Consider the following 22271-nt stretch of genomic DNA (forward strand, 5'->3'; position numbering starts at 1 on the left):
CCCCATCGGGGGCAAGCCCCCTCCCACATTGGAACGCATACGGTGGGGGGCTGCGCGGGTTAGAAGCAGGTGTGCAGGGATTCGATCACTTGCAATTGCTCATCCACCAGGCAGCCGACGTGCCATTTATCGAAGGTCAGGCACGGATGCGAGGTGCCGAAGGAAATGATGTCGCCGATGCGCAGCTCCACGCCCGGCGCCACGGTCATAAAGGCGTGCTGATCCATCACTGCGGTGACGACGCAGGCGCTCACGTCATCGCCTTCAGCCGGCAGGACACCGGCCTTGTAGCGCTTGAGCGGCACCGGCAGGCCGGCATCGTAGGCCACGTCACGCTTGCCCAGGGCGATCACCGCAAACCCCGGCTCCGGCAGGGATTGCATGTGGGCCCAGACTTCCAGGGCTGGGCGCAGGCCCTCGTTGAGATCGCTGCGACGGTCGAGCACGCAGCATTGCGCGTCTTTGTAGATGCCGTGGTCGTGGGCCACGTAGCTGCCGGGGCGCAATACGCTGAGAAAACGTCCGGCGGCGTTCTGCGCTTCGAACGACTCGGCAATCAGGTCGTACCAGGCCGACCCCGAGGCGGTGACGATGGGCTTGGCCAGATCGAACGCGCCGCTGTCTTGCAGCTCCATCGCCAGGCGCACCAGGCTCGCGGCGAAATCGCGGATACCGCGGATGGCGTGCTCGCCGTGGATCACCCCTTCGTAACCTTCGATGCCCGTCAGCGCCAGGGCCGGCTGGGCCTTGATCGCCCGGGCCAGGTCGCGCACTTCCTGCTCGCTGCGGCACCCGCAACGGCCGCCGACCACACCGTATTCGATCATCACGTTCAGACGCAGGCCGCGGGCAGCGAAAAACAACCCGAGGTCGGCGACGTTATCCGGGTGATCGACCATGCAATGAAAATCGAAATCCTGATCGGCCAACAGGTCAGCGATCAGCGCCATATTCGGCGCGCCCACCAACTGGTTGGCCATCAATACGCGGCGCACGCCACCGGCATAAGCAGCACGGGTCTGCACTGCGCTGGCCAGGGTAATGCCCCATGCGCCCTGCTCGATCTGCCGTTTGAACAGCGCCGGCATCATGCTGGTCTTGCCATGGGGCGCCAGCTCGGCGCCGCTGTTGCTGACAAACGTCTGCATCCAGCGAATGTTGTGTTCCAGGGCGTCACGGTGCAGCACCAGGGCCGGCAGGCTGACGTCGCGGACCAAGTGGGCGCCGATGGCGGCAGCGCCTTTTTCGACGGCATTGAGGGCAGGCATAAGAGGTTCCTATTCGTTGATGCGACGGGCCAGGTTGTTGGCGCTGTCGATCAGCACCCGGCGATAGTCGCTGTAGTTGTTGAGGGCGTCGGCCCGGGGCGCGACGATGCACAGGGTCGCGATGCTGACCCCTTGGGCATCCCGCACAGGGGCGGCGAAGCAATGGGTGAAGGTGTCGGCCACGCTGTCGAACGAGAAAAAACCGTCGAGGCTGGCTTGACGAATCTGCGCCAGGAAAGTCTCCAGCGGCAGGCGCTGACCGTCCGGCAGGATGAAATCTTCGGGGTCGATCAGGTCGACAATCTGCTGATCGCTCAAGTGCCCCAGCAGCAGACGCCCGGAGGCGGTCCAGGGGATGGGCGCGTTTTCGCCGATATCCGAGGAGATGCGGAAATGCCGCTCGCCTTCGCGCATCAGCGCCACGGTGTATTTGCGCCCATTGAGCAGGCACATCTGGGCGGTTTCGTGGGTCTGGCTGACGATTTCCTGCAAGGCATGGTCGGCCTCGCGGGTCAGGTCGAAATGGCGCAGGTGCGCCTGACCGAGAAAGTACAGTTGGCGGCCGAGGTAGACGTGGCCGTCCTTGCCCACCGTTTCCAGGATGCGCCGTTCCAATAACGAAGCGACCAGTTCATAGACCGTGGACTTGGGGCTGCCGATGCCGCTGGCTATATCGTTCGGGCGCAGCGGTTGGCCGATTTCCTTGAGAAAATCGAGGATATCGAACGCTCGGTCCAGGCCTTTGGCGCGGCGTTTGATGGTGTCTTCGGTCATGATGGTTTTCGGTCCGGTGGAATGTGGGGGGAGCCACTCCCTCCCACATGGGTTCTGTATGGAAGTCGAAGCATTTAGCCTTTTTTCTTGTAGGCCACGCAATCGATCTCGACCTTGCAATCGACCATCATGTTGGCCTGCACACAGGCCCGCGCCGGGGCGTGTTCCGGGGCGAAGTATTCGCCGAAGACTTTGTTGAAACTCCAGAAGTCCCGCGGGTCTTCCAGCCATACGCCGACCCGTACGACGTCTTTCAATTCATAGCCGGCCTCTTCCAGAATCGCCACAACGTTGCGCAGGGTCTGGTGGGTTTGCTCGACAATGCCGCCGGTGATGATTTCGCCGTCCACTGCTGGCACCTGGCCTGACACGTATAACCAGCCATCCGCCTCCACGGCACGCGCGAAAGGCCGAGGCTGGCCACCGCCGGCAGTGCTGCCGGCTCCGTAACGAGTGATGCTCATAACAATGTGCTCCTGATTAAAAACGAATGTTCTTCAAAAATTCCGCCAGGCGCGGCGATTGTGGACGTTCGAAGATGTCCTTCGACGAACCCTGCTCCTCAATACGCCCCTGGTTCATAAACACGATCTGGTCGGACACTTCATAGGCAAAACGCATTTCATGGGTGACCAGCAACATGGTCATGCCCTCTTCCGCCAGGCCCTTGATCACACTGAGCACTTCGCCCACCAGTTCCGGGTCGAGGGCTGAGGTGACTTCGTCGAACAGCATCAAGCTGGGGTTCATCGCAATCGCACGGGCAATCGCCACACGCTGTTGCTGGCCGCCGGACAACTGGCCGGGAAAGTGATTGCGCCGCTCTAAAAGTCCTACACGCTCCAGCCATTTTTCCGCGAGAGCAACGGCTTGGTCCTTAGGCATTTTCTTAACTTTCAATAAGCCCAAGGTTACGTTCTGCAACGCGGTCAAATGCGGGAACAGGTTGAACTGCTGGAACGCCATGCCGGTCATCGCCCGGTGCTGGGCAATCACGCGCTCCGGGTGACGCACGCGTTTGCCGCCGACGTCGCTGTAGCCGATCGACTCGCCGTCCAGGGTGATCTGGCCGCCCTGGAACTCCTCCAGCAAATTGACACACCGCAGCAGCGTGGTCTTGCCCGAACCGCTGGAGCCGATCAAGGTCACCACATTACCGCGCTGCATCGACAGGTCGACGCCCTTGAGCACTTCTACCTCGCCGTACTGTTTGCGCAGGCCGCGAATATTCAGCAGCGGTTCGGTTGTGTGAGATTGGTTCATGGCAAGGCCACCCGCTTTTCAATGTAGCGCCCGAATAACTCGATGGCGTAGTTGATGACAAAGAACAAAAACCCGGCGAACAGGTAGAACTCCAGGGTCATGAAGGTACGCGCGATCACTTGCTGGGTGCTCAGTAGCAATTCGGCCACGCCGATCACCGACAGCAAGGTCGAGGCTTTGACAATTTCCGTGGAGGAATTGACCCAGGTCGGTAGGATCTGGCGCAACGCCTGAGGTAACAGCACGTAGCCCAGGGATTGTCGGAACGTCAGACCGATCGCCTTGCCCGCTTCCAGTTGCCCACGGGGAATGGCTTGCAGTGCGCCACGTACGATTTCCGACACATGGGAGCCACAGAACAACGTCAGCCCGACCGCGCCGGCCTGGAATGCGCTGATCTGCCAGCCGAGCGCCGGCAGCATGTAGAAGCACGCCAGCACCAGCACGAACACCGGCGTGCCACGGATCAGGTCGACATACAGGCGAAACGGTGCACGCATCCAGAACTTGCCATAGGTCAGGATCAACCCGGCGACGATACCGATCAGCGTGCCGAAAAGAATGGCCAGCGCCGACACATAAACACTGGCCTGAAACCCCGCCCACAGGGTGTCTCGGGCGATCCACAACTCGTGCAGCCAACTGGGAGATTCGTACATGGGGAACCCTCCTTAACGACGGATCGCCAGACGTTGTTCCAGGTAACGGAGCAACAAGGCAATGAGGTAACAGGCGGCCACGTAGAGCGCGGTCGTGACCAGCCAGGTTTCAATCACCCGGTAGCTTTCGACGTTGATCTTGCGGGCGTAATAAGTCAGTTCCGGTACGGCGATCGCGGCGGCCAGGGAGGTGTCCTTGAACAGCGAGATAAAGTTGTTCGACAGCGCCGGCAGCACGTTGCGCAGCATCACGGGCACGGTGATATAGGCGCGGATGCGCCACTCGCCCAGGCCGATGGCCAGGCCGGCTTCGCGCAAGCCCTTGGGAATGTTCAACAGCCCGGCACGGAACACTTCGGTCAGATACGCCCCGGCGTAAAGCGACAAGGTGATGATGAACGAAGGGATTTTGTCCAGACGAATGCCCAGGCTGGGCAAGGCAAAGTAGATCAACAGGATCAACACCAGAATCGGTGTATTACGCACCACCGTCACGTACACCGACGCCAGGATGCGCAAGGCGCGGTGCCTGGACAGCATGGCAAACGCCATCAGCAGGCCGATCACGCAGCCGATGGCGATCGACAGCAATGCCAGTTGCAGACCCAACCCGAGCCCCGCCAGCAAGGTGTCGAAATCGCGCCAGACGGCGGCAAAGTTCAACTGATAATTCATGGTCAACGCTACCTGAGAGGGGCGCCGGTGGCGGCGCCCCGGTTTTCACACGTCACTTGAACTCGACAGGGAAGCCAATCGCCGGCTCCGGCAGGTCCACGCCGAACCATTGCTTGAAGGAGGCTTTGTAGGTGGGAAATTCCACACCAGTCATGGCTTCATGCAGTGCCGTGTTGACGAAGTTCAGCCAGTCCTGATCGCCGCGTTTGACCGCGCAAGCATAGGTCTGCGGACTCCAAGCGTAGGCCGGGCTGCGGTAGCGGCCGGGGTTTTGCACCATCAGGTATTTGACCGAGGACTGGTCGGTGGCGGCGGCGTCCGCGCGCCCGGAGTTCACGGCCTGGTACATCAGGTCAACGCTGTCGTATTGATCGACCTTGGCCTTGGGCAGCGCCTGGTGCACCAACTCTTCGGCATACACGTTCTGCAGCACGGCGACGGTAACGCCATCGCCAGCGGCCTGCAGGTCGTCGATTTCCTTGTACTTGCTGTTGTTCGGCAGCAGCAGGCCCACACCCTCGCGGTAGTAAGGCAAGGTAAACGCCACCTGCTGCGCGCGGCTGGCGGTAACGGTGATGAACTGGCAACTCATGTCGACCTTGTCGGTCAGCAGGTTGGGAATCCGCGCGTCGGACGATTGCACCACGAACTCGACCTTGCTCGGATCATTGAACAGACCTTTGGCCACGATGCGACCGATATCAATATCGAACCCTTGCAACTTGCCATCCGCTCCCTGGAAGTGCCACGGCGCATTGGTACTGCCTGTACCCACGATCAGATGCCCACGCTTGAGCACATCATCGAGCTTGCTGCCCGCCGCCTGCGCAACGGTGGCGAGGGAAGCCGATGCGGCGAAGAGAAAAACACACGCTTTGAACACGGAAGGTCGGTGATGCATGACAAGCACTCCAGAGGTTGTGTATTCCGCTATACCGGAACCTAGTATGTAACAACGGAATAGACAGCAGAAAGTGTGCCATAGGCGAAGGCGAAAACATACGCTGAAGGGAAATACCATGCAGATCAGTAACATAGCTCTGCGGCGTTATACGGCGATGAGCCAGCATTTGCGGCATGAGTGCTACCCGGGGCCCCAGTTTGGGTGAGAACGCCTCAATTGAGGGCGATGGTGGGCGTGGAAAAATGGGCCTGGAGGGCTAGGCTGTGAAGGGTGTGGGCCGGCTGAGGTTGAGGGGGTGGTGATGAAGGTCAGCGTTATAGGTCTGGTGTTTTTTGCGTTGGTGGCCGGGAATGCGTTGGGCAGCGAGGATCGTCGCGCGTGCAAGGAGGAGTTGGCCAGACTCAAGGAGTCGTTCGATGCCAATTACACCAGTCAGAACCATCACGATTATCGTCGCGCCAAGGCCTCTCGCGATAACGAGGAATACAGGAAGTGCGCCAACCAGGCACGCAAGGCGCGGGAACGCGCGGAACGGGAGGAGGACCTGTAAAGGTTGACAGTAGACGCAAGGGCGAGCCCGGATTAGCGTTGGGCACAACCAGCACTTTCCAGGAGGATCATCGCCATGGGGTATGCCACTGCAACCATCGCCGATGCCGACGAATACCAACGGCTACTGAGCACGCCACATCCGGTTTTCATGCTGTTTGTGTCCGAGCGTTGCTCGGCTTGCGCGGGTATCGGCCCTCTGTTCGTTGAGACAGCAGCCCAATACCCACAGATTCGCAGCCTGGTACTCGACTGTGCCAACACGCCGAGGCACCCCCTCGTGACGGGGACCCCGACGCTACTGATCTACTCACGCGGAACCATGATGGAAACGCTCAAGTATTTCGGGCCTGAGGACAAGCGGCGAGAGCTATTGCAGGACACGTTCAAACGCTATGCCCCTCACCACGTTGCAAAAACACCTGCGTCACCCGCCGTTCCTCCACCGCCACCACCGTCAAACGCCAACCCTCATGCTCCAGGCAGTCGCCCACCACGGGTAGACGATCGAGCAGGCTCATCACCAGTCCCGCCAAGGTTTGGTAATCCGCGGTAGCGACCGCGTTGAAGCCGATGCGCTGGCGAACCTGGTGGAGGTTCAGCGCGCCATTGGCGCGAAAGCCTGCGCCTTCCTCGACAATATCCGGCCCTTCGATTTCGCTGGCGTCCGGCAGTTCGCCAGCGATGGACTCAAGAATGTCGGTCATGCTCAGCACCCCCATAAAATCACCGAATTCGTTGATCACAAAGGCGATATGGGTCGACTCCTGGCGCATCTGTTCCAGCGCATTGAGGATCGAAAAACTGTCCAACAGGTTGATCGCCCGGCGTGCCAAGTGCTCCAGGTTCGGCTCGTTACCGGCCAGGTATTCCTTGAGCAATTCCTTTTTGTGTACGAAGCCTAATGGCTCATCAACGGCACCGTTGCGGATCAACGGCAGCCGCGAGTAGGACGAATGCATCAGTTTCAGGCGAATCGTATCGAGATCGTCCGACAGGTCGATAAAGTCGACTTTGGCCCTCGGCGTCATCAAGCTGCGGATCGGTCGCTCGGCCAGTTGCAGCACGCCGCTGATCATCACCCGCTCACGGCGGTCAAACAGCGGGCCTTGCGCTGCATCGGGCTCGCCCAGCAGATCGGCCACGTCCTCACCCACCTCTTCCACCGCCAGGCTGCGTCCGCCCAACAGGCGCATGACCGCATGGGCAGTGCGCTCACGCACCGGCAGCACGCCCTGGGCCGACTTCTTGCGACGGGCACGGGCAATCTGGTTGAACACCTCGATCAAAATCGAGAAACCGATGGCCGCATACAGGTAGCCCTTCGGAATATGGAAGCCCAGGCCTTCGGCGGTCAGGGCAAAGCCGATCATCATCAGGAAGCCCAGACACAGCATGATCACCGTAGGGTGAGCGTTGACGAAGCGAGTCAACGGCTTGCTCGCGACGATCATCAACCCGATGGAAATGATCACCGCGATCATCATCACCGCCAGTTCGTCCACCATGCCCACGGCGGTAATCACCGCGTCCAGGGAGAACACCGCATCGAGCACGACGATCTGCGCCACAATCGGCCAGAACAGTGCGTATGCCGCGGTACCCGAACGTTGCGCCACATGCCCCTCAAGGCGTTCATGCAATTCCATGGTGGCCTTGAACAGCAGGAATACACCGCCGAACAGCATGATCAAGTCACGGCCCGAGAAGCTCTTGTCGAACACCTCGAACAGCGGCTGGGTCAGCGTCACCAGCCAGGAAATACTCGCCAGCAGGCCCAGGCGCATCAGCAAGGCCAGGGACAAACCGATCAACCGCGCTCGGTCGCGCTGCTCCGGCGGCAGCTTGTCCGCCAGGATCGCAATAAACACCAGGTTGTCGATACCCAGTACCAGTTCCAGCACAATCAAGGTCAACAAGCCGAGCCAGGCCGTTGGATCCGCTAACCATTCCATTTATAAAGTCTCTTGGTTGAATTCAGAATGCCGGACATGGCAAAGCGCGGTCGTAGGACCGGCACAAGATCAGCAATCGAAAAACGGGATGTTTCAGCGGGAACGGCAGCAATAAACGTCTTGGGGAAAGACGACTGGGGGGCTCCGAGAGGGTATTCATGCAAGTCCTGCAATGAGAAAAGGACTTAAATCCTACATTCGAAACATGAATTTCCCACAACGCAAAACCATTACAAAATCTGTACCCGAAGCGTAAACCCCGTGAGAGGCGGGCTTACCCCGATGGCCGTTCTTCAAGTTCGCATAGGTTGATTGATACACCGCTATCGGGGCATAGGCATCTACTTGCCCTTCGATGAAAACAAAACCTGAAAAAATGCGGCCTTTGGGGTGAGCAGGCTTGCCCCGCGCTTGGCTGCAAAGCCGCCCCCGGGCCAAGCGCCTCGGTGTGCCAGATAAACCCTATTTTTTGGAGAGGGCTGCTTCGCAGCCCAGCGCAGGGCAAGCCTGCTCACCACGGCGTTTTGCATCAGCCTTTAGATACTTACGGCTATCGGGAGCAAGCCACCGCTCCCACATTGGTGTTACCAGAAGCGCTGCTGAGTCAACCGGCTCCACCACGTCAACAACACGCGGTCCACCGAACCACTGGCCGCCAGGCCAACGCGCTCCTGCAAGCTCTTGCGCTCGGCATAGTGCAGGTGAAATACCTCGGCCGTCTTGGCCTTGGTCGCCAGGTATTCATCGCTGGTCTGCAACTCATCAACCAACTGTTTATCCAGCGCGGCCACACCCAACCACACCTCACCGGTCGCCACTTCGTCGATGGCCAACTGCGGGCGATAACGCGAAACAAAGTTCTTGAAGAGTTGATGGGTGATGTCCAGGTCTTCCTGGAATTTCTCCCGGCCCTTCTCGGTATTTTCGCCAAACACCGTGAGGGTGCGCTTGTACTCGCCGGCGGTGAGCACTTCGAAGTCGATATCGTGCTTTTTCAGCAGGCGGTTGACGTTGGGCAACTGCGCCACCACACCGATGGAACCCAGGATGGCAAAGGGCGCGCTGATGATCTTCTCGCCAATGCACGCCATCATGTAGCCGCCGCTGGCCGCCACCTTATCGATGCACACGGTCAACGGCACGCCGGCCTGGCGGATACGCGCCAGTTGCGACGAGGCCAGGCCATAGCTGTGCACCATGCCGCCGCCGCTTTCCAGGCGCAGCACCACCTCATCCTTGGGCGTGGCCAGGCTGAGCAATGCGGTGATTTCATGGCGCAGACTCTCGGTGGCCGAGGCCTTGATGTCGCCGTCAAAGTCCAGCACGAACACCCGTGGCTTGGCCTCGGCTTTCTGTTTGCCCTTCTTCTTTTCGGCCTTGCCCTCGGATTTTCGCTGGGCCTTTAGCTGATCCTTGTCGAGCAGGGTCGACTCCAGGCGCTCGCGCAGCTCCTTGTAAAAATCGTTGAGTTTGCTGACCTGCAATTGACCGGCGGACTTGCGCCGCCCCTTGCTGCGCAGCGCCGCGAAGCTGATCAGCACCACCAGAATGGCGACCACCAGGGTGACGGTTTTAGCTAGAAAACTTGCGTACTCGGCAAGAAACTCCATAAGACACCTATGAGGCTCGAAAGCCGCAGTCTACGGGGATTGTCGCCACCGTGTCTAACACTGTTAACCCGGCCAATATCCTACAAAAATAGCGACAAAGTCCTACTTGCGTAGTTCGATTCCCACATCATTTTCAGACCCGAAGCCCAGCAAATACAAGAGAAAACGACTTTAAACTCTCCGTTGAACACACCCACACAGGAGCGACGCCGATGCGCCCCCAGCACCTCGATACCCGCGCCTGGCTGCTCATGGCGCTGTGCATCGCGTCGAGCGCCAGCCTCCCTGGCGTGGCAGCCTCCGCACAGCTCAACCCGGTCGACCTGCGTGCGCAAGAGTTCGAGCGTCGAACCCGCGAGCAACTGGAACGCGAGCAGCGCCTGCGCCTGCTTGAGCGTGAGGCCACAGTGCAATCGGAGCCCGCCGCCCCGCTCCCGCAGTCGTCCGCCACCGAACCGTGCTGGCAGATACGCGGCCTGCGCCTGACGGGCAATACCCTGCTCAAGCCGGCGCGCCTGCGCACGGTGCTGCAATCCCACCTCAGCGCGTGCATGGGCGCGTCGCCTATCAACCAATTGTTGGCGGCACTGACCGCGCTGTACGTCGAGGCCGGCTATATCACCAGTCGCCCCTACCTGAAACAGCCTCCAGAAGATGGCCAGCGCCTCGACATCGTCATCGAAGAAGGCTACCTCGAAAGCATCGAACTGGCGGATCCGGACCTACCGGTGTCGTTGCGCGGCGCGTTCCCCGACATGCTGGGCCGGCCGCTGCAACTGCGCGAGCTGGAACAGGGCCTCGATCAGTTGAACCGCCTGCGCTCAGTCGATCTGACGGTGGATGTACTCCCCGGCCAGCAACCTGGGGCCTCGCACCTGTTGCTGCGCCCGCGCCCCGCTGCGCCGCGCTTGAGCAGCAGCGCGAGCTACAACAACCGTGGCACCGAGGCGACAGGAAGGCACACGGCGCTACTCCATCTGGCGTACGACAGCCCGCTGAGCCTGAATGACTTCATCAGTGTCAGCGCCAGTACCTCCCTGGGCGACAGCCACCGCTACAGTCGTTCCCAGGGTATCTACTACACCTTGCCCTACGGTTTCTGGACCCTGGCCTTGAGCGCCAGCCAGGCCCACTACCGTTATGGCATCGCCCTGCCCAGCCAGACCGTCAGCGCCAATGGCCAGGCCCATCAATACGGCCTCGCCCTCAACCGCCTGCTGTGGCGCGATCAGCACACGTTGCTCAATGGCAACCTGCGCCTGAACACAAAACGCTCGCAAAGCTACATCGCCGATACCTACCTGGCGATCCAGAGCCCGAGCCTGACGGTGGCCGAGGCCAGTCTCAACCTGTTGAGGCTGGCGGACGGCATCTGGAACGCCAATGCCAGCTATGCCCAGGGCCTCGACGGCTTGGGCGCCGACCGCGACAGCCGGCGTGAATCCCGGGACTTGCCCCGCGCGCAATTTCATAAATACCGCGTCGACGTCGATTACACGCGGCACAACCCAACCGCCGACGGTGTGTGGAACAGCCAACTCGCACTGCAATACAGCCCCGACCCACTGCCGAGCCTGGAACAGTTGCTGATCACCGACCATTACGCGGTACGCGGCTTCCGCCTCGCTGCGCTGGCCGCCGCCAACGGCGCGGTGTGGCGCAACACCTTGAGCCTGCGCCGACACCTGCTGGGCCAGTTGCAGATCAGCCCGCGCGTGGGGGTGGACCTGGGCTGGAGCCAGTACCTCAAAGGCGCCGATATCCAGCGTGTAGGCGGGGCCAGCGTTGGCCTGGCCTTGAACCACCGCACCTGGCAAGTGGACGTGGATTACCAGCGCGGGCTGTTCGGCCCCGCGCTACCGATCAAGGAACGAGGTTTCTGGCTGATGGAGTTAAGCCTGCACTTATAACGCCTCCCCCAATAACAACAAGAAGGTCAAGCCATGACTAGTCATTGCCGTTTTCCATCGGTTCATCTCAAACCCTCCCATCCCCTGCGTTGGGTGATCTGCAGCCTGCTGTCGATTCACTATGGCCATCAGGCGTTCGCCGCCGATGTGGTGCCGGTGAGCGGCAATGCCCAGCGCTTCACGGTGAAGGATGTACCGGTATTGAACATCGTCGCGCCCAACCAGGCTGGGGTTTCCCACAACCGATTCGTGGACTACAACGTGCAAAGCGCAGGTCTGGTATTGAACAACGCGGTGGCGGCGGGACGCTCGAAACTGGCCGGGCAGTTACCCGCCAATCCGCAGTTCAGCGGCCGGGCGGCCGGCTTGATCCTCAACGAAGTGACCAGCCGCAAGGCCTCCCATATCAACGGCCCGCAGGAAGTGTTCGGGCGCGCGGCCGACTACGTGCTGGCCAACCCCAACGGCATCACAGTCAACGGCGCCAGCTTTATCAATACACCGCGCGCCAGCTTTGTAGTGGGCAGCCCGGAACTGGAGGGCGGCAAGCTCAAGCGCCTCACCACCTTCAACGGTGCCAACCCCCTCAATGTGGGCGAGCGAGGCGTGAGCAACAGCGCCGGCGCCCTCGACCTGATCGCTCCACGCATCAGCACCCACGGTACGCTCACCGCACGGGACGATCTCAACGTCTTGATCGGGCAGAATCGCCTGCGTTACGCCGACGCCGTCATCGAAAGCAGCGGCCGGGCAAGCGCCCGCCCGGTCGACGCGCAGCTGTTGGGCGCCATGCAGGCCGGACGCATCAACATTATCAGCACCGCCGACGGCGCCGGGGTCAAGATCGCCGCGCCGCTGACAGCGCGCGGCAATCTCAAGGTGACGTCGGCCGGCAACCTGTCCATCTCCGGCAACCCTGAGCCGGTGCGCACCCGCATCAGCAGCACCAACGGCGACGTCGCCCTCGCCGCCCACAACGATCTGACACTGTCGGCGGTTGAGGTGCAGGGTCGCGCCATCGACGCCAGCGCCGGACGCCATCTGCGCCTTGAGGCCAAAACCCGCAAAAGCCAGAGCCAACAGCAAGAGTCCTGGAAAAAGAAGGTGTTGTTCATCACTACCGAAACCTACGACAAGACCACCACCCAGATCGACGTCGAACACGTCGGCACCCAGCTCAAGGCACGCACCGATCTGACGCTCAAGGCCGGTGGCGATCTGCAATTGTCGGCCTCCAGCGCCAGCGCCGGTCGCAACCTGCACGCCACGGCCGGCAGAGACCTGCGCCTTAGCGCTTTGAACGACTCCCAGACCACCCGCGAAACCCTCAACCACCGCAAGGGCCTATGGCGTGGGGATTACGACACCTCGCGCACCACCGAAACCGCCCGCGCCAGCAGCCTGTCAAGCAACGCGGCGATGAGCGTACGCAGCGGCAAGAACCTGACGGTGCTCGGCAGCCAGGTCCAGAGCCAGGGGGACCTGACGATCGAGTCCGGCAAACAGGTCAATGTCGGCGTCACGCGCGCTGCCCAGCAACGCACGCAGAACAACTACGAAGGCGACCTGCTCTCCGGCGCCGTGTTCGGCAAAAACGACAAGGACAACCGCAGCGAAGACCAATCCATCGGCAGCCGCGTCAGTGCCCAGGGCACCTTGCGGGTCACCTCCGACGATGTGCTGATTACCGGCAGCCAGGTGCTGGGGCAGCAGGACGCGGTATTGATCAGCAACAGCGGCTCGCTGACGATCGACGGCAGCCAAAGCCTGGTGCACTCGGAAAAGTCGCGCTCCGACAGCAAACTGTTCGGCCTATTCAAGGACCAGACTGACGAGCGGAAAAACGCCAGCAACCTGGTGCGCAGCCAGGTGAAGTCCCAGAGCAATCTGCGCCTGCAAAGCGCCAGTGATCTGAATGTGATCGGCGCGGATGTCGAAGCAAAGGCCGAGTTGAAACTGACCGCCGCGGGCGATATCAACTTGCTAGCGGGCACGAGCCGCGACACCACGGTCACGCAGACCACCCGCAACGGGTTCACCTCTTCCGCCACCGAGACCAAACAAGCGGCGCCCGGCATCAAGGGCTCGAAACAATTTCAAGCCGGGGTCGGCTATAGCCAGGAGCACAACACCACCACCCAAGACAGCCTCACCCATGAAGGCAGCCAACTCAAAGGCGCCACGGTGGACATCACTGCCGAAAATACCGTGCGGGTCAAAGCCTCGGACGTGAGCAGTACCCAGGGCGATTTGAACATCGCCGGCCACGCCATCGAACTGCTCAGCGAAGCCGACACCACCACGCGCGTCAGTGAAACCGATACCTTCGGCCTTGGCCACTTTGTCACCGGCGGCATGGATCGAGCCGGCGGCGGTTACAAGGTCGGTCAGGAAGAGGTGATTACAAGCAGCGCCTCCACCACCGTCAAATCGAGCCATCTGAGCAGCGCTGGCGATCTGAATCTGGTTGCCGACAAGGGCCAGGGCACACTGTTGACCGAGGCCGCGCAGGTCAAGGCTGACAAAGACCTCACCCTCAGCGCCGGCAGCGTGGAAAACCGCGCGGTCTCCAACAGCACCGTCGAAACCGAGCAGGTCAAGGGCTGGACCGCCAGTATCGGCAGCAACATCGAATACAAAGACCTCACTCGCCCGGTGCAAAAACTGGTCGAAGGGGTGGATCAGAGCAAGTTCTATCAACCCTCGGTGCTTGACGCGATTGAACCACCCAACCTGGGCGTCGACCTGGCCGTCAATGTGCTGAACACCCGCGCCGAGAGCGGAGGTACCACAGCGGTGGTCAGCACCTTCGAAGGTGCCACCGTCAACGTGCAGGTCGAGGGTGCATTGACCGATACAGGCACACGCTACACGGCCACCGAGGGAGGCGTGTCGATCAAGGCCGACAGCCATACCTTCAACGCAGCCGAGAACAGCAGTTGGCAACAGGACAACGGCACCGACACCGACGTTTCGTTAAGGCTGTACACCACCACCGGCCGCGACCTGAATGCGCGGGTTCTGGGCGTGGGCGGCAGTTTCGACCTGGGTAACACCACCCGTACCGCAGTGCCAGGCAGCATCGAGGGCAAACGCGGCATCAGCGTGCAGTTGGGCAGCGACGGCCGCTACGAAGGCAGCCGCTTCGACGCGGGACGCGGTGATTTGAAGATTCAGGCCGCCGGTTCGCTGACCTTCAACCAAGCCCGCGACTGGCAGGGTTCCGGCGAAGGCACCTTGAGCGGTTTCGGCTGGGTTGAACTGGGCAGCAGCCCAGGCACCAGCAAGAAAGCCAACGCGGGCTTCCAGTTGGATAAATCCGACTTGAGCGTCGAAGACTCCCAAGGCCGCAGTGCCGATTTGATCGCCGACGGCGTGATCGAAATCGACGCCGGGCAGGACCTGACCCTGCACGGCGCCAAAGTCGGCACGCCCAACAGCGGCGATATTCGCCTCACCGCCGGAAACCGCTTTGAGTTCCTGGCCGGGGTCGATACCCACACGGCCAATGGCGACGGGATCGGTGGCGGGGCTCGCGTCAGTGCCAAAGCGACCCAGGCTGACACATCCAGCAGCAAGAGCGGCAGCGCCGGTGCCCAGTTCAGCCTGGCTGACATCGACGAACACAGCGTGTTGCAGCGCGGTGGCACGCTCGATAGCGCGGGCACCGTGCGTATCCAGGCCGATCATGTGCGCCTGCAAGGAGTGCAGGGCCAGGCCCAGGCGTTTGAGCTGGCGGCCACCGGCGGCGACTTGGTGCTGGAGTCTGCGGTCTCCAACGAGCACCGCAACAACCGCACTATCGCCGGCGGCCTGGGTGTGAGCGGCACCCGCAGTACGGACCCGGCCAATAACGGTTCCGGCCTGTTCGCGCGCGCCAAGGGCGGCGTGGACCAACTCAGCAGTCAGACCCACGACAATACCCGCCTGCGGGCTGATCGCATTCAACTCGACAGCCGCGGCGATACGCAGTTGCTGGGGGCCACCGTCACGGCGCGCGAGGTCAGCGGCACAATCGACGGCGACTTGGTGGTGCAGAGCCGTCAGGATCAGGTGGAGGGCTTGAAGGTGCAGGTCGACGCGCAATTGACCACGGAAAAGAACCCGGCGGGCGCGGTCGATAAGCTCAGCGTGGCCGGCGGGCCATGGTCGGGCAAGCTCAAGACCGCCGGAAAGAACCTTTACGAAAAAACGGCCGACAAGGCGCGCACGCTCAAGGACAAGCTGCTCAGCAAGGTCGGTGGCTCACCCGCGACCCAGGCCGGTACTGGCGCGGCCACGGGGTCGTCCACGTTAAAGAACCTGCTGTTTCAAAATCCGGCTTACCGCGACACCACACCCACACTGCTGGGGGACTTCAGCTGGTTCAGCAATAACAAGGTCGCCGAGGCGTCCGGCATCAACGGCGGCGACGGGGTAACGCTGCATGTGGGCGGCGCAGTCGACCTGACCGGCGCGCGCATCGCCTCCAGCCATGGCCGCGTGGCACTGGGCGAGGCGAAGATTACTGGCCGCGACATCCAAGGCCGCGACACCCGCACGGATTTCTCGCTCAACGCCTCGACCTCGCCCCAGCAACTGGGCACAGCGCTCTACGCAGCGTTCAATAACCCCCGTGATCCGCAAAGCCAGCGCGATGAGCATTTCAACTTGGGCCTGTTGCGTACCGGCGGCCACGATCAAGGCCAACACCTGATCAGCGGAGTCGATCAATAAGCGCGTTAAAAACATCCAGGCCCCTGTGCACAGGGGCCTTGCTCAGTTGCTCCAACACGCTTTTAAAACAAGCGTATGTTTTTCCATTGACAGCTCCCCGGCATCCTCATAACCTCGCCAGACTTTCAACGTACCGGGTGAACGGACGTGGGCAGCATCTATTTGATTCGACATGGCCAGGCCTCCTTCGGTGCAGACGACTATGACGTGCTGTCCCCCATCGGCGTGGAACAAGCGCAAGTGCTCGGTCGCCACCTGGCGGACATGGGCCTGGTGTTCGACCGCTGCATAGCCGGCGACCTGCGCCGCCAGCAGCACACCGCCACAGCCGCGTTCGATCAATACCGCACCCTCGGCCTGCCGACTCCCACCCTGGAAACCGACAGCGCCTTCAACGAATTCGATGCCGACGCCATCATCCGCGCCCTGCTCCCCGACCTGCTCGACAGCGAGCCCGATGCTTTGGACATTCTGCGCAATGCCGCACAAAACCGCGGCGAGTTCCAACGCATCTTCGCCCTGATCATCGAACGCTGGCTGGCCGGCACCTACGACCCACCAGGGCTGGAAAGCTGGCTGGGGTTTGTCGAGCGCGTCCAAGGCGGCCTGCAGCGTCTGCTGGAAGCAGCCGAGAACACCCACAAAATCGCCGTGTTTACCTCCGGCGGCACCATCACCGCCCTGCTCCACCTGATTACCCGCATCCCTGCCGCCCAAGCCTTCGAGCTGAACTGGCAGATTGTGAACACCTCGCTCAACCAGCTGAAATTCCGCGGTCGCGAGGTGGCCCTGGCTTCCTTCAACAGCCATACCCACTTGCAACTGTTGAAGGCGCCGCAGCTCATCACCTTCCGATGAACCGCGGCCAACCGTGACCCCAAGGTCACTGGACTCCACCCTTAAGGATCGAAACCATGACTGACGTAGCCAAAGCTGTAGAAGCAATGAAAGCCAAATTCAACCCAAGCGCTGCCGAAGGCTTGGACCTGGTGTTCGGTTTCCGCATCGACGACACCAAGAACTTCTCCCTGGTGGTCAAAGACAAGACCTGCGAACTCAAAGAAGGCGAAAACCCAGACGCCCAAGTCACCCTGGTGATGGACAGCGACACGCTGGAAGGCATCGTCGACGGCACCACCGACGGCATGCAGGCGTTCATGGGCGGCAAGCTGCGCACCGAAGGCGACATGATGCTGGCGATGAAACTGAGCGAACTGTTTCCGGCCTGATAAGTCGATGTTCAAAGAATCCCGCCCCCCCGGCGGGATTTTTCGTTCAACCTGGCGGCCTCCGACTAACCGGATACCGGCCTTATTCCCCTCAAGCCTTCGGCGCAACACTTAATAACAACGCCACCAATGCACTCCACCCGGTTTGGTGTGACGCCCCCAGGCCGCGGCCGGTTTCGCCATGGAAATATTCGTGAAACAACACCAGCTCACGGCTGAGGGGATCAGTCTCCAACTGCGCATACCCCGCCATCGACGGGCGTGAACCGTTTTCATCCAATAGAAACAAGCGAGTCAACCGCTGGCTGAGGCCGTCGGCCACTTCTCCCAGTGACGCCAGATAACCGCTGCCCGCCGGGTACTCCACCGAAAAGTGATCGGCGTAATAACGCTCAAACTCGCGCAGCGACTCGATCAGCATGTAGTTGATGGGCATCCACAACGGCCCGCGCCAATTGGAATTACCGCCGTACAGCCGCGAGTCGGATTCACCTGGCTGGTAACGCGCGCACAACGTATCGCCATTTATCTTCAGTGCCAGGGGTTGGTCCGCGAACGCCTTGGATAGTGAGCGCACGCCAAACGTTGAGAGAAACTCGTCGTCAGCCAGCATGCGCCGCAGCAGATCCTTGGTGCGTTCGCCACGCAGCAGCGCCAGCAACAGGCGATTGCCCTGTCCCGGCTCGTTCCAGCGCGATACCAGTGCGGCCAAATCGGGCCGGTGGTGCATAAACCCCAGCAGGCGCTCGCGTAGCCCAGGCAAACCTTCATGCTCGCGTTGCTCCAACACCAGCACGGCAAACAGCGGCATCAGGCCGACGATGGAGCGCAGGCGTACCGGTTCGTTCTGGCCGTCTGGGCGACGCAGCACATCGTAGAAGAACAGGTCCTGCTCATCCCATAGGCCTTCCTCGCTATCGTCGACCCGGTTGATGGCACCGGCGATATACAAGAAATGCTCGAAAAATTTCACCGCAATATCCACATACACGGCATTGCGCTTGGCCAACTCCAGAGCGATACGCATCAAATCCAGCGCATAGGCCGCCACCCACGCCGTGCCGTCGGCCTGATCGAGCTGATAGCCAGGCGGCATCGCAGCCGAGCGATCGAACAGGGCGATGTTATCCAGGCCCAGGAAGCCGCCCTGGAACAGATTGCGCCCCTCAGCGTCCTTGCGGTTGACCCACCAGGAAAAATTCAACAGCAGCTTGTGGAAAATCCGTTCAAGAAAGTCCAAATCACCGATACCGGTCAGCGCCTTGTCCTGCTGATACACGCGCCAACTGGCCCATCCATGGACCGGCGGGTTGGCATCGTCGAAACGCCATTCGTACGCCGGCAATTGGCCGTTGGGATGCATAAAGCGATCTTTGACCAGCAGTAACAACTGGTGCTTGGCATACCCCGGATCGATCAACGCCATGGCAACGGCCTGGAACCCTTGGTCCCAGGAGGCATACCAGGGGTATTCCCAAGTGTCGGGCATGGTCAGGATGTCGAAATTGGACAGGTGCCGCCAATGGCTATTGCGCAGGTGCAAGCGCTCGGGCGGCGGCGCAGGTTGGGTGGGATCGCCGTCGAGCCATTGGTTGACGTCGAAGTAGTACAGCTGTTTGGACCAAAGCAACCCTGCCAGGGCCTGGCGCTGCACATTGCGCGCGTCTGCGTCGCTGATGCCGTGTTGCAATGCCGCGTAAAAGTCATCCGCTTCCCGGCGGCGTTGTTCGAACAGTTTGCGTGCATGGACCTGGGGCGCTTCCACGGGGGCGAAGCGCAGGTACAGGGTCTGGCTCGCCAGCCCTGGCAGATCGAGGATGAAACGCGCGGCGACCTTGGTGCCGGCGTCGCGACGAATCGCCGAATGCGCCGCGTTCACCACGTAATCGTTGATGCCGTCCTTGAACGGCCCCGATGCTGGCTGCCCGTCGAAGCGAGTGGTGTTGCTCTCGTTTTCACAGAACAGCCATTCCAGCCCGTCCTGGCCCCAGGCGCTGAGCCAGCGATCCGGCAATGCAGGATGACGCGCCAACACCTGCTCGCCGTCCAGGCTCAACCGTGGTTTGGGTGCATCGAAGGTCCAGCTCCAGTCATTGCGCGCCCACAACTGAGGCAGCACCTGCAGGCGCGTCGGCTGCGGCGAGCGGTTATGCACGATGACGCGCATGAAAATATCGTCGGGCTGGTGCTTGGCGTATTCGACGCTGACATCGCAATAACGGTTGTCCTCGAACACCCCGGTATCGAGGATTTCATACTCGGCATCGCCCAAGCCTCGTCGGGCGTTCTCGGCGACCAAATCATCATAGGGGAACGCTGCATGCGGGTACTTGTAGAGCATGCGCATGTAGGCATGACTCGGCACGCCATCGACGAAAAAGTACAGTTCCTTGACGTCCTCCCCGTGGTTGCCTTCAGCGTTGTTCAGGCCGAAAAGACGCTCCTTGATGATCGGGTCGCGCTCGTTCCATAGCGCCAGGCCCAGGCACCAATGCTGCGCCTTGTCGCTGAACCCGGCCAGACCATCTTCGCCCCAGCGATAAGCGCGGCTACGTGCGTGATCATGGGGAAAGAAACGCCAGGCATCGCCGTCGGCACTGTAGTCCTCTCGTACCGTGCCCCACTGGCGCTCACTTAAATACGGGCCCCACACGCGCCAGGCATCGGCGCCCTCACCCACCAGGCGCTGGCCCTCGATCGTTTGCAGAATAGATGCGGTCATCCAACCCTCCAACAGGCACTGGTTGGCGGCCAGTGTAGAACCCATCCCCGTATCAATGCACATGAACTCGGTTTTACCTTGACTCATTCGTTTGCAGAATGAAGTCCAGAGGATTCTTCGTTTGCAAGCCGCCTCGGGGCTCAACAAAATCCGGACAACGGCCACGCCCTCTTTCATTGTCATCAGGAATTTTTCTATGCCAGCCAGCGCCCATGTCAGCCCCGACGAGATCCGCAAGGGTTTTTCCAAGGCCATGTCCGAGATGTACCGCGCTGAAGTCCCGCTGTATGGCGCGCTGATGGAGCTGGTGGCGCAGGTCAACGCGCAGACGCTGGAGGCTGATCCGCGGCTGGCACAGCACCTGCAGCGCACCGGCGAGATGCAACGCCTGGATATGGAACGCCACGGCGCGATTCGCCTGGGCACGGCTGCCGAGCTGGCAACCATCCGCCGTTTGTTCGCGGTTATGGGCATGCAGCCGGTGGGTTATTACGACCTGACGCCGGCGGGCGTGCCGGTGCACTCCACGGCATTTCGTGCGGTGCATGAAAGCGCGCTGCAAACCAGCCCGTTCCGCGTGTTCACCTCGCTGCTGCGCCTGGAACTGATTGAAAATCCCGACCTGCGCGCCTTCGCCGAAAACGCCTTGGCCAAGCGCTCGATCTTCACCCCGAGCGCCCTGGCGCTGATCGAACAAGCGGAGCGAGACGGTGGCCTAAATGTCGAGGATGCCGATGAATTTATCCGACAGGCCCTGGAAACCTTCCGCTGGCACCACACCGCGACCGTCACCGCCGCGCAGTACCAGCAACTCAGCGACCAACACCGCCTGATCGCCGACGTGGTGGCCTTCAAAGGCCCGCATATCAACCATCTGACCCCGCGCACGCTGGACATCGACCAGGTGCAAGCGGCCATGCCCGGCAAAGGCATCACACCCAAGGCCGTCATCGAAGGCCCGCCACCCCGCCAGTGCCCGATCCTGCTGCGCCAGACCAGCTTCAAAGCCCTCGACGAACCCATCGCGTTCACCGACGCCCAAGGCAGCCACAGCGCACGTTTCGGCGAAATCGAGCAACGCGGCGTCGCACTCACGCCCAAGGGCCGCGCGCTGTATGACCGACTGCTGAACGCCGCCCGCGATGAACTGGGGGCGTTCCCCAGCGAGGCGAACGCCGGGCGCTATGGTCAACTGCTGGCGCACCATTTCCAGGCCTTCCCCGACACCTACGCGCAACTACGCGAACAGGGCCTGGCCTACTTTCGCTACTTCGCCACTGCGCAAGGCCTGGCGGCACGCGGCAACCCCACACAACCCCGTACCCTGCCGGAGCTGATCGACGCAGGCCATATCGATGTGGAACCGCTGGTGTACGAGGACTTCCTGCCGGTCAGCGCGGCGGGGATCTTCCAGTCGAACCTGGGGGAGGCTGCGCAGAGCCACTACACAGCCAACTCAAACCAGGCTGAATTCGAAAAAGCCCTCGGCAGCCCGACGATTGATGAATTGAAGTTGTATGGGGAGACACAACAGCGGTCGGTGAATGAGTGTATGCGGGCGTTGTTGGAATAATCGCTGCCTTTCAAACACTTCGGGACAAACGATGTAGGAGCGAGCGTGCTCGCTCCTTGGTTCTGCTCAGCCCAACTGCGCCACAATCTTATCTTTGACCAACAAGCGTTTTTTCTTCAGTTTCTCCACGTCTTCATCGCTGGCACTTGCTCCTTCGGCCTTTACCACTTCCGCGTCGGCGACGTCGTATTGGTCGAGCAGCGAATCCAGGCGTTTGTCACTTGCCCTGCGTTCGTGAACGGCCTCCTTGCTCAACCCCAAATCCTGATACAGGTCGTGTTTCACTGGCATGGCGTACCTCCGCATGTTGATCGATGGCTTACGACCTTGAAGCTAGACCATTCTCACGGGCTTTGTCATGTCCTGGGTGAATCTTGCCCCGTTCGTCGCGGCAGGTGAGATGAGATCAAACCTTTTACGACGCCCTGCCCTCCACTGCAGATCGCAACCCGAGGGAGACCGGT

At 61.1% G+C, this 22271-nt stretch carries 17 protein-coding genes and 1 pseudogene; 7 read left to right on the forward strand and 11 right to left on the reverse strand.

Annotated features, from left to right (window positions below; genetic code table 11):
- Positions 1–59 precede the first annotated feature (59 nt).
- From ABX75_RS09160 to ABX75_RS09190, 7 genes are all read right to left on the reverse strand, one after another.
- The gene (locus ABX75_RS09160) at positions 60–1268 is read right to left on the reverse strand and encodes an amino acid deaminase (protein ID WP_047881797.1); all 1209 of its coding nucleotides are present in this window, start codon (positions 1266–1268) and stop codon (positions 60–62) included.
- A 9-nt stretch (positions 1269–1277) separates the two neighbouring features.
- Positions 1278–2042 (reverse strand): IclR family transcriptional regulator, encoded by a 765-nt coding sequence (locus ABX75_RS09165; RefSeq protein ID WP_034098328.1) that lies wholly within the window; start codon positions 2040–2042, stop codon positions 1278–1280.
- Positions 2043–2116: 74 nt separating this feature from the next.
- Entirely contained in the window at positions 2117–2506 is a 390-nt protein-coding gene (locus ABX75_RS09170; protein ID WP_034098329.1) for a RidA family protein, read from the reverse strand.
- A 16-nt stretch (positions 2507–2522) separates the two neighbouring features.
- Positions 2523–3305: an amino acid ABC transporter ATP-binding protein gene (locus ABX75_RS09175; RefSeq protein WP_034098330.1), complete on the reverse strand. Its 783-nt coding sequence runs from the start codon at positions 3303–3305 to the stop codon at positions 2523–2525.
- On the reverse strand, positions 3302–3964 hold the full coding sequence (locus ABX75_RS09180) for an amino acid ABC transporter permease (protein WP_034098332.1): 663 nt from the start codon (positions 3962–3964) through the stop codon (positions 3302–3304). Before ABX75_RS09180 ends, ABX75_RS09175 begins: the two co-directional genes overlap by 4 nt.
- Before the next feature lie 12 nt (positions 3965–3976).
- The gene (locus ABX75_RS09185; RefSeq protein ID WP_034098333.1) at positions 3977–4639 is read right to left on the reverse strand and encodes an amino acid ABC transporter permease; all 663 of its coding nucleotides are present in this window, start codon (positions 4637–4639) and stop codon (positions 3977–3979) included.
- A gap of 52 nt (positions 4640–4691) precedes the next feature.
- Complete coding sequence (locus ABX75_RS09190; RefSeq protein WP_034098334.1) at positions 4692–5540, reverse strand: transporter substrate-binding domain-containing protein; 849 nt, start codon at positions 5538–5540, stop codon at positions 4692–4694.
- A 304-nt stretch (positions 5541–5844) separates the two neighbouring features.
- Here ABX75_RS09190 and ABX75_RS09195 point away from each other — a divergent pair, with 304 nt between their 5' ends.
- Both ABX75_RS09195 and ABX75_RS28355 read left to right on the forward strand, forming a co-directional pair.
- Positions 5845–6093, forward strand: a complete 249-nt coding sequence (locus ABX75_RS09195; protein WP_034113974.1) for a hypothetical protein — start codon at positions 5845–5847, stop codon at positions 6091–6093.
- A gap of 75 nt (positions 6094–6168) precedes the next feature.
- Positions 6169–6438, forward strand: a pseudogene (locus tag ABX75_RS28355) (thioredoxin family protein); the annotation flags it as partial.
- A 40-nt stretch (positions 6439–6478) separates the two neighbouring features.
- Here ABX75_RS28355 and ABX75_RS09200 read toward each other — a convergent pair.
- Both ABX75_RS09200 and sohB read right to left on the reverse strand, forming a co-directional pair.
- Positions 6479–8047: a TerC family protein gene (locus tag ABX75_RS09200; RefSeq protein ID WP_047881798.1), complete on the reverse strand. Its 1569-nt coding sequence runs from the start codon at positions 8045–8047 to the stop codon at positions 6479–6481.
- Between the two features lie 584 nt (positions 8048–8631).
- Positions 8632–9657, reverse strand: coding sequence for a protease SohB (gene sohB, locus ABX75_RS09205; protein ID WP_034098338.1), 1026 nt, complete (start codon positions 9655–9657; stop codon positions 8632–8634).
- Positions 9658–9869: 212 nt separating this feature from the next.
- On the opposite strand from sohB, the gene ABX75_RS09210 reads away from it, so the two are divergent.
- The 4 genes from ABX75_RS09210 (at position 9870) to ABX75_RS09225 (ending at position 17512) form a co-directional block, all read left to right on the forward strand.
- Entirely contained in the window at positions 9870–11567 is a 1698-nt protein-coding gene (locus ABX75_RS09210) for a ShlB/FhaC/HecB family hemolysin secretion/activation protein (RefSeq protein ID WP_047881799.1), read from the forward strand.
- Between the two features lie 33 nt (positions 11568–11600).
- Complete coding sequence (locus ABX75_RS09215) at positions 11601–16283, forward strand: hemagglutinin repeat-containing protein (RefSeq protein ID WP_053060077.1); 4683 nt, start codon at positions 11601–11603, stop codon at positions 16281–16283.
- Between the two features lie 147 nt (positions 16284–16430).
- Positions 16431–17141, forward strand: coding sequence for a histidine phosphatase family protein (locus tag ABX75_RS09220; RefSeq protein ID WP_034098340.1), 711 nt, complete (start codon positions 16431–16433; stop codon positions 17139–17141).
- 56 nt (positions 17142–17197) lie between these two features.
- On the forward strand, positions 17198–17512 hold the full coding sequence (locus ABX75_RS09225; protein WP_034098342.1) for an SCP2 sterol-binding domain-containing protein: 315 nt from the start codon (positions 17198–17200) through the stop codon (positions 17510–17512).
- A gap of 91 nt (positions 17513–17603) precedes the next feature.
- On the opposite strand, the gene ABX75_RS09230 is transcribed toward ABX75_RS09225, so the two are convergent.
- A complete protein-coding gene (locus tag ABX75_RS09230; RefSeq protein ID WP_047881883.1) occupies positions 17604–20234 on the reverse strand; it encodes a glucosidase in 2631 nt (876 codons plus the stop codon).
- A 196-nt stretch (positions 20235–20430) separates the two neighbouring features.
- Here ABX75_RS09230 and ABX75_RS09235 point away from each other — a divergent pair, with 196 nt between their 5' ends.
- Positions 20431–21807: a VOC family protein gene (locus ABX75_RS09235; protein WP_047881800.1), complete on the forward strand. Its 1377-nt coding sequence runs from the start codon at positions 20431–20433 to the stop codon at positions 21805–21807.
- A 66-nt stretch (positions 21808–21873) separates the two neighbouring features.
- Here ABX75_RS09235 and ABX75_RS09240 read toward each other — a convergent pair whose 3' ends face one another.
- Complete coding sequence (locus tag ABX75_RS09240) at positions 21874–22098, reverse strand: DUF465 domain-containing protein (RefSeq protein WP_034098345.1); 225 nt, start codon at positions 22096–22098, stop codon at positions 21874–21876.
- Between the last annotated feature and the right edge of the window lie 173 nt (positions 22099–22271).

Origin of the sequence: Pseudomonas sp. ARP3 (genome assembly GCF_001029595.1) — a bacterium.
Lineage (GTDB): Bacteria > Pseudomonadota > Gammaproteobacteria > Pseudomonadales > Pseudomonadaceae > Aquipseudomonas > Aquipseudomonas rhodesiae.

What these genes read in the sequence shown, in the direction of transcription:
- ABX75_RS09225 (WP_034098342.1), top strand. Translation starts at nt 17,198, where the DNA reads ATGACTGACGTAGCCAAAGCTGTAGAAGCAATGAAAGCCAAATTCAAC.
- ABX75_RS09200 (WP_047881798.1), bottom strand. Translation starts at nt 8,047, where the DNA reads ATGGAATGGTTAGCGGATCCAACGGCCTGGCTCGGCTTGTTGACCTTG.
- ABX75_RS09210 (WP_047881799.1), top strand. Translation starts at nt 9,870, where the DNA reads ATGCGCCCCCAGCACCTCGATACCCGCGCCTGGCTGCTCATGGCGCTG.
- ABX75_RS09190 (WP_034098334.1), bottom strand. Translation starts at nt 5,540, where the DNA reads ATGCATCACCGACCTTCCGTGTTCAAAGCGTGTGTTTTTCTCTTCGCC.
- ABX75_RS09160 (WP_047881797.1), bottom strand. Translation starts at nt 1,268, where the DNA reads ATGCCTGCCCTCAATGCCGTCGAAAAAGGCGCTGCCGCCATCGGCGCC.
- ABX75_RS09175 (WP_034098330.1), bottom strand. Translation starts at nt 3,305, where the DNA reads ATGAACCAATCTCACACAACCGAACCGCTGCTGAATATTCGCGGCCTG.
- ABX75_RS09230 (WP_047881883.1), bottom strand. Translation starts at nt 20,234, where the DNA reads ATGACCGCATCTATTCTGCAAACGATCGAGGGCCAGCGCCTGGTGGGT.
- sohB (WP_034098338.1), bottom strand. Translation starts at nt 9,657, where the DNA reads ATGGAGTTTCTTGCCGAGTACGCAAGTTTTCTAGCTAAAACCGTCACC.
- ABX75_RS09215 (WP_053060077.1), top strand. Translation starts at nt 11,601, where the DNA reads ATGACTAGTCATTGCCGTTTTCCATCGGTTCATCTCAAACCCTCCCAT.
- ABX75_RS09180 (WP_034098332.1), bottom strand. Translation starts at nt 3,964, where the DNA reads ATGTACGAATCTCCCAGTTGGCTGCACGAGTTGTGGATCGCCCGAGAC.
- ABX75_RS09240 (WP_034098345.1), bottom strand. Translation starts at nt 22,098, where the DNA reads ATGCCAGTGAAACACGACCTGTATCAGGATTTGGGGTTGAGCAAGGAG.
- ABX75_RS09170 (WP_034098329.1), bottom strand. Translation starts at nt 2,506, where the DNA reads ATGAGCATCACTCGTTACGGAGCCGGCAGCACTGCCGGCGGTGGCCAG.
- ABX75_RS09235 (WP_047881800.1), top strand. Translation starts at nt 20,431, where the DNA reads ATGCCAGCCAGCGCCCATGTCAGCCCCGACGAGATCCGCAAGGGTTTT.
- ABX75_RS09195 (WP_034113974.1), top strand. Translation starts at nt 5,845, where the DNA reads ATGAAGGTCAGCGTTATAGGTCTGGTGTTTTTTGCGTTGGTGGCCGGG.
- ABX75_RS09185 (WP_034098333.1), bottom strand. Translation starts at nt 4,639, where the DNA reads ATGAATTATCAGTTGAACTTTGCCGCCGTCTGGCGCGATTTCGACACC.
- ABX75_RS09165 (WP_034098328.1), bottom strand. Translation starts at nt 2,042, where the DNA reads ATGACCGAAGACACCATCAAACGCCGCGCCAAAGGCCTGGACCGAGCG.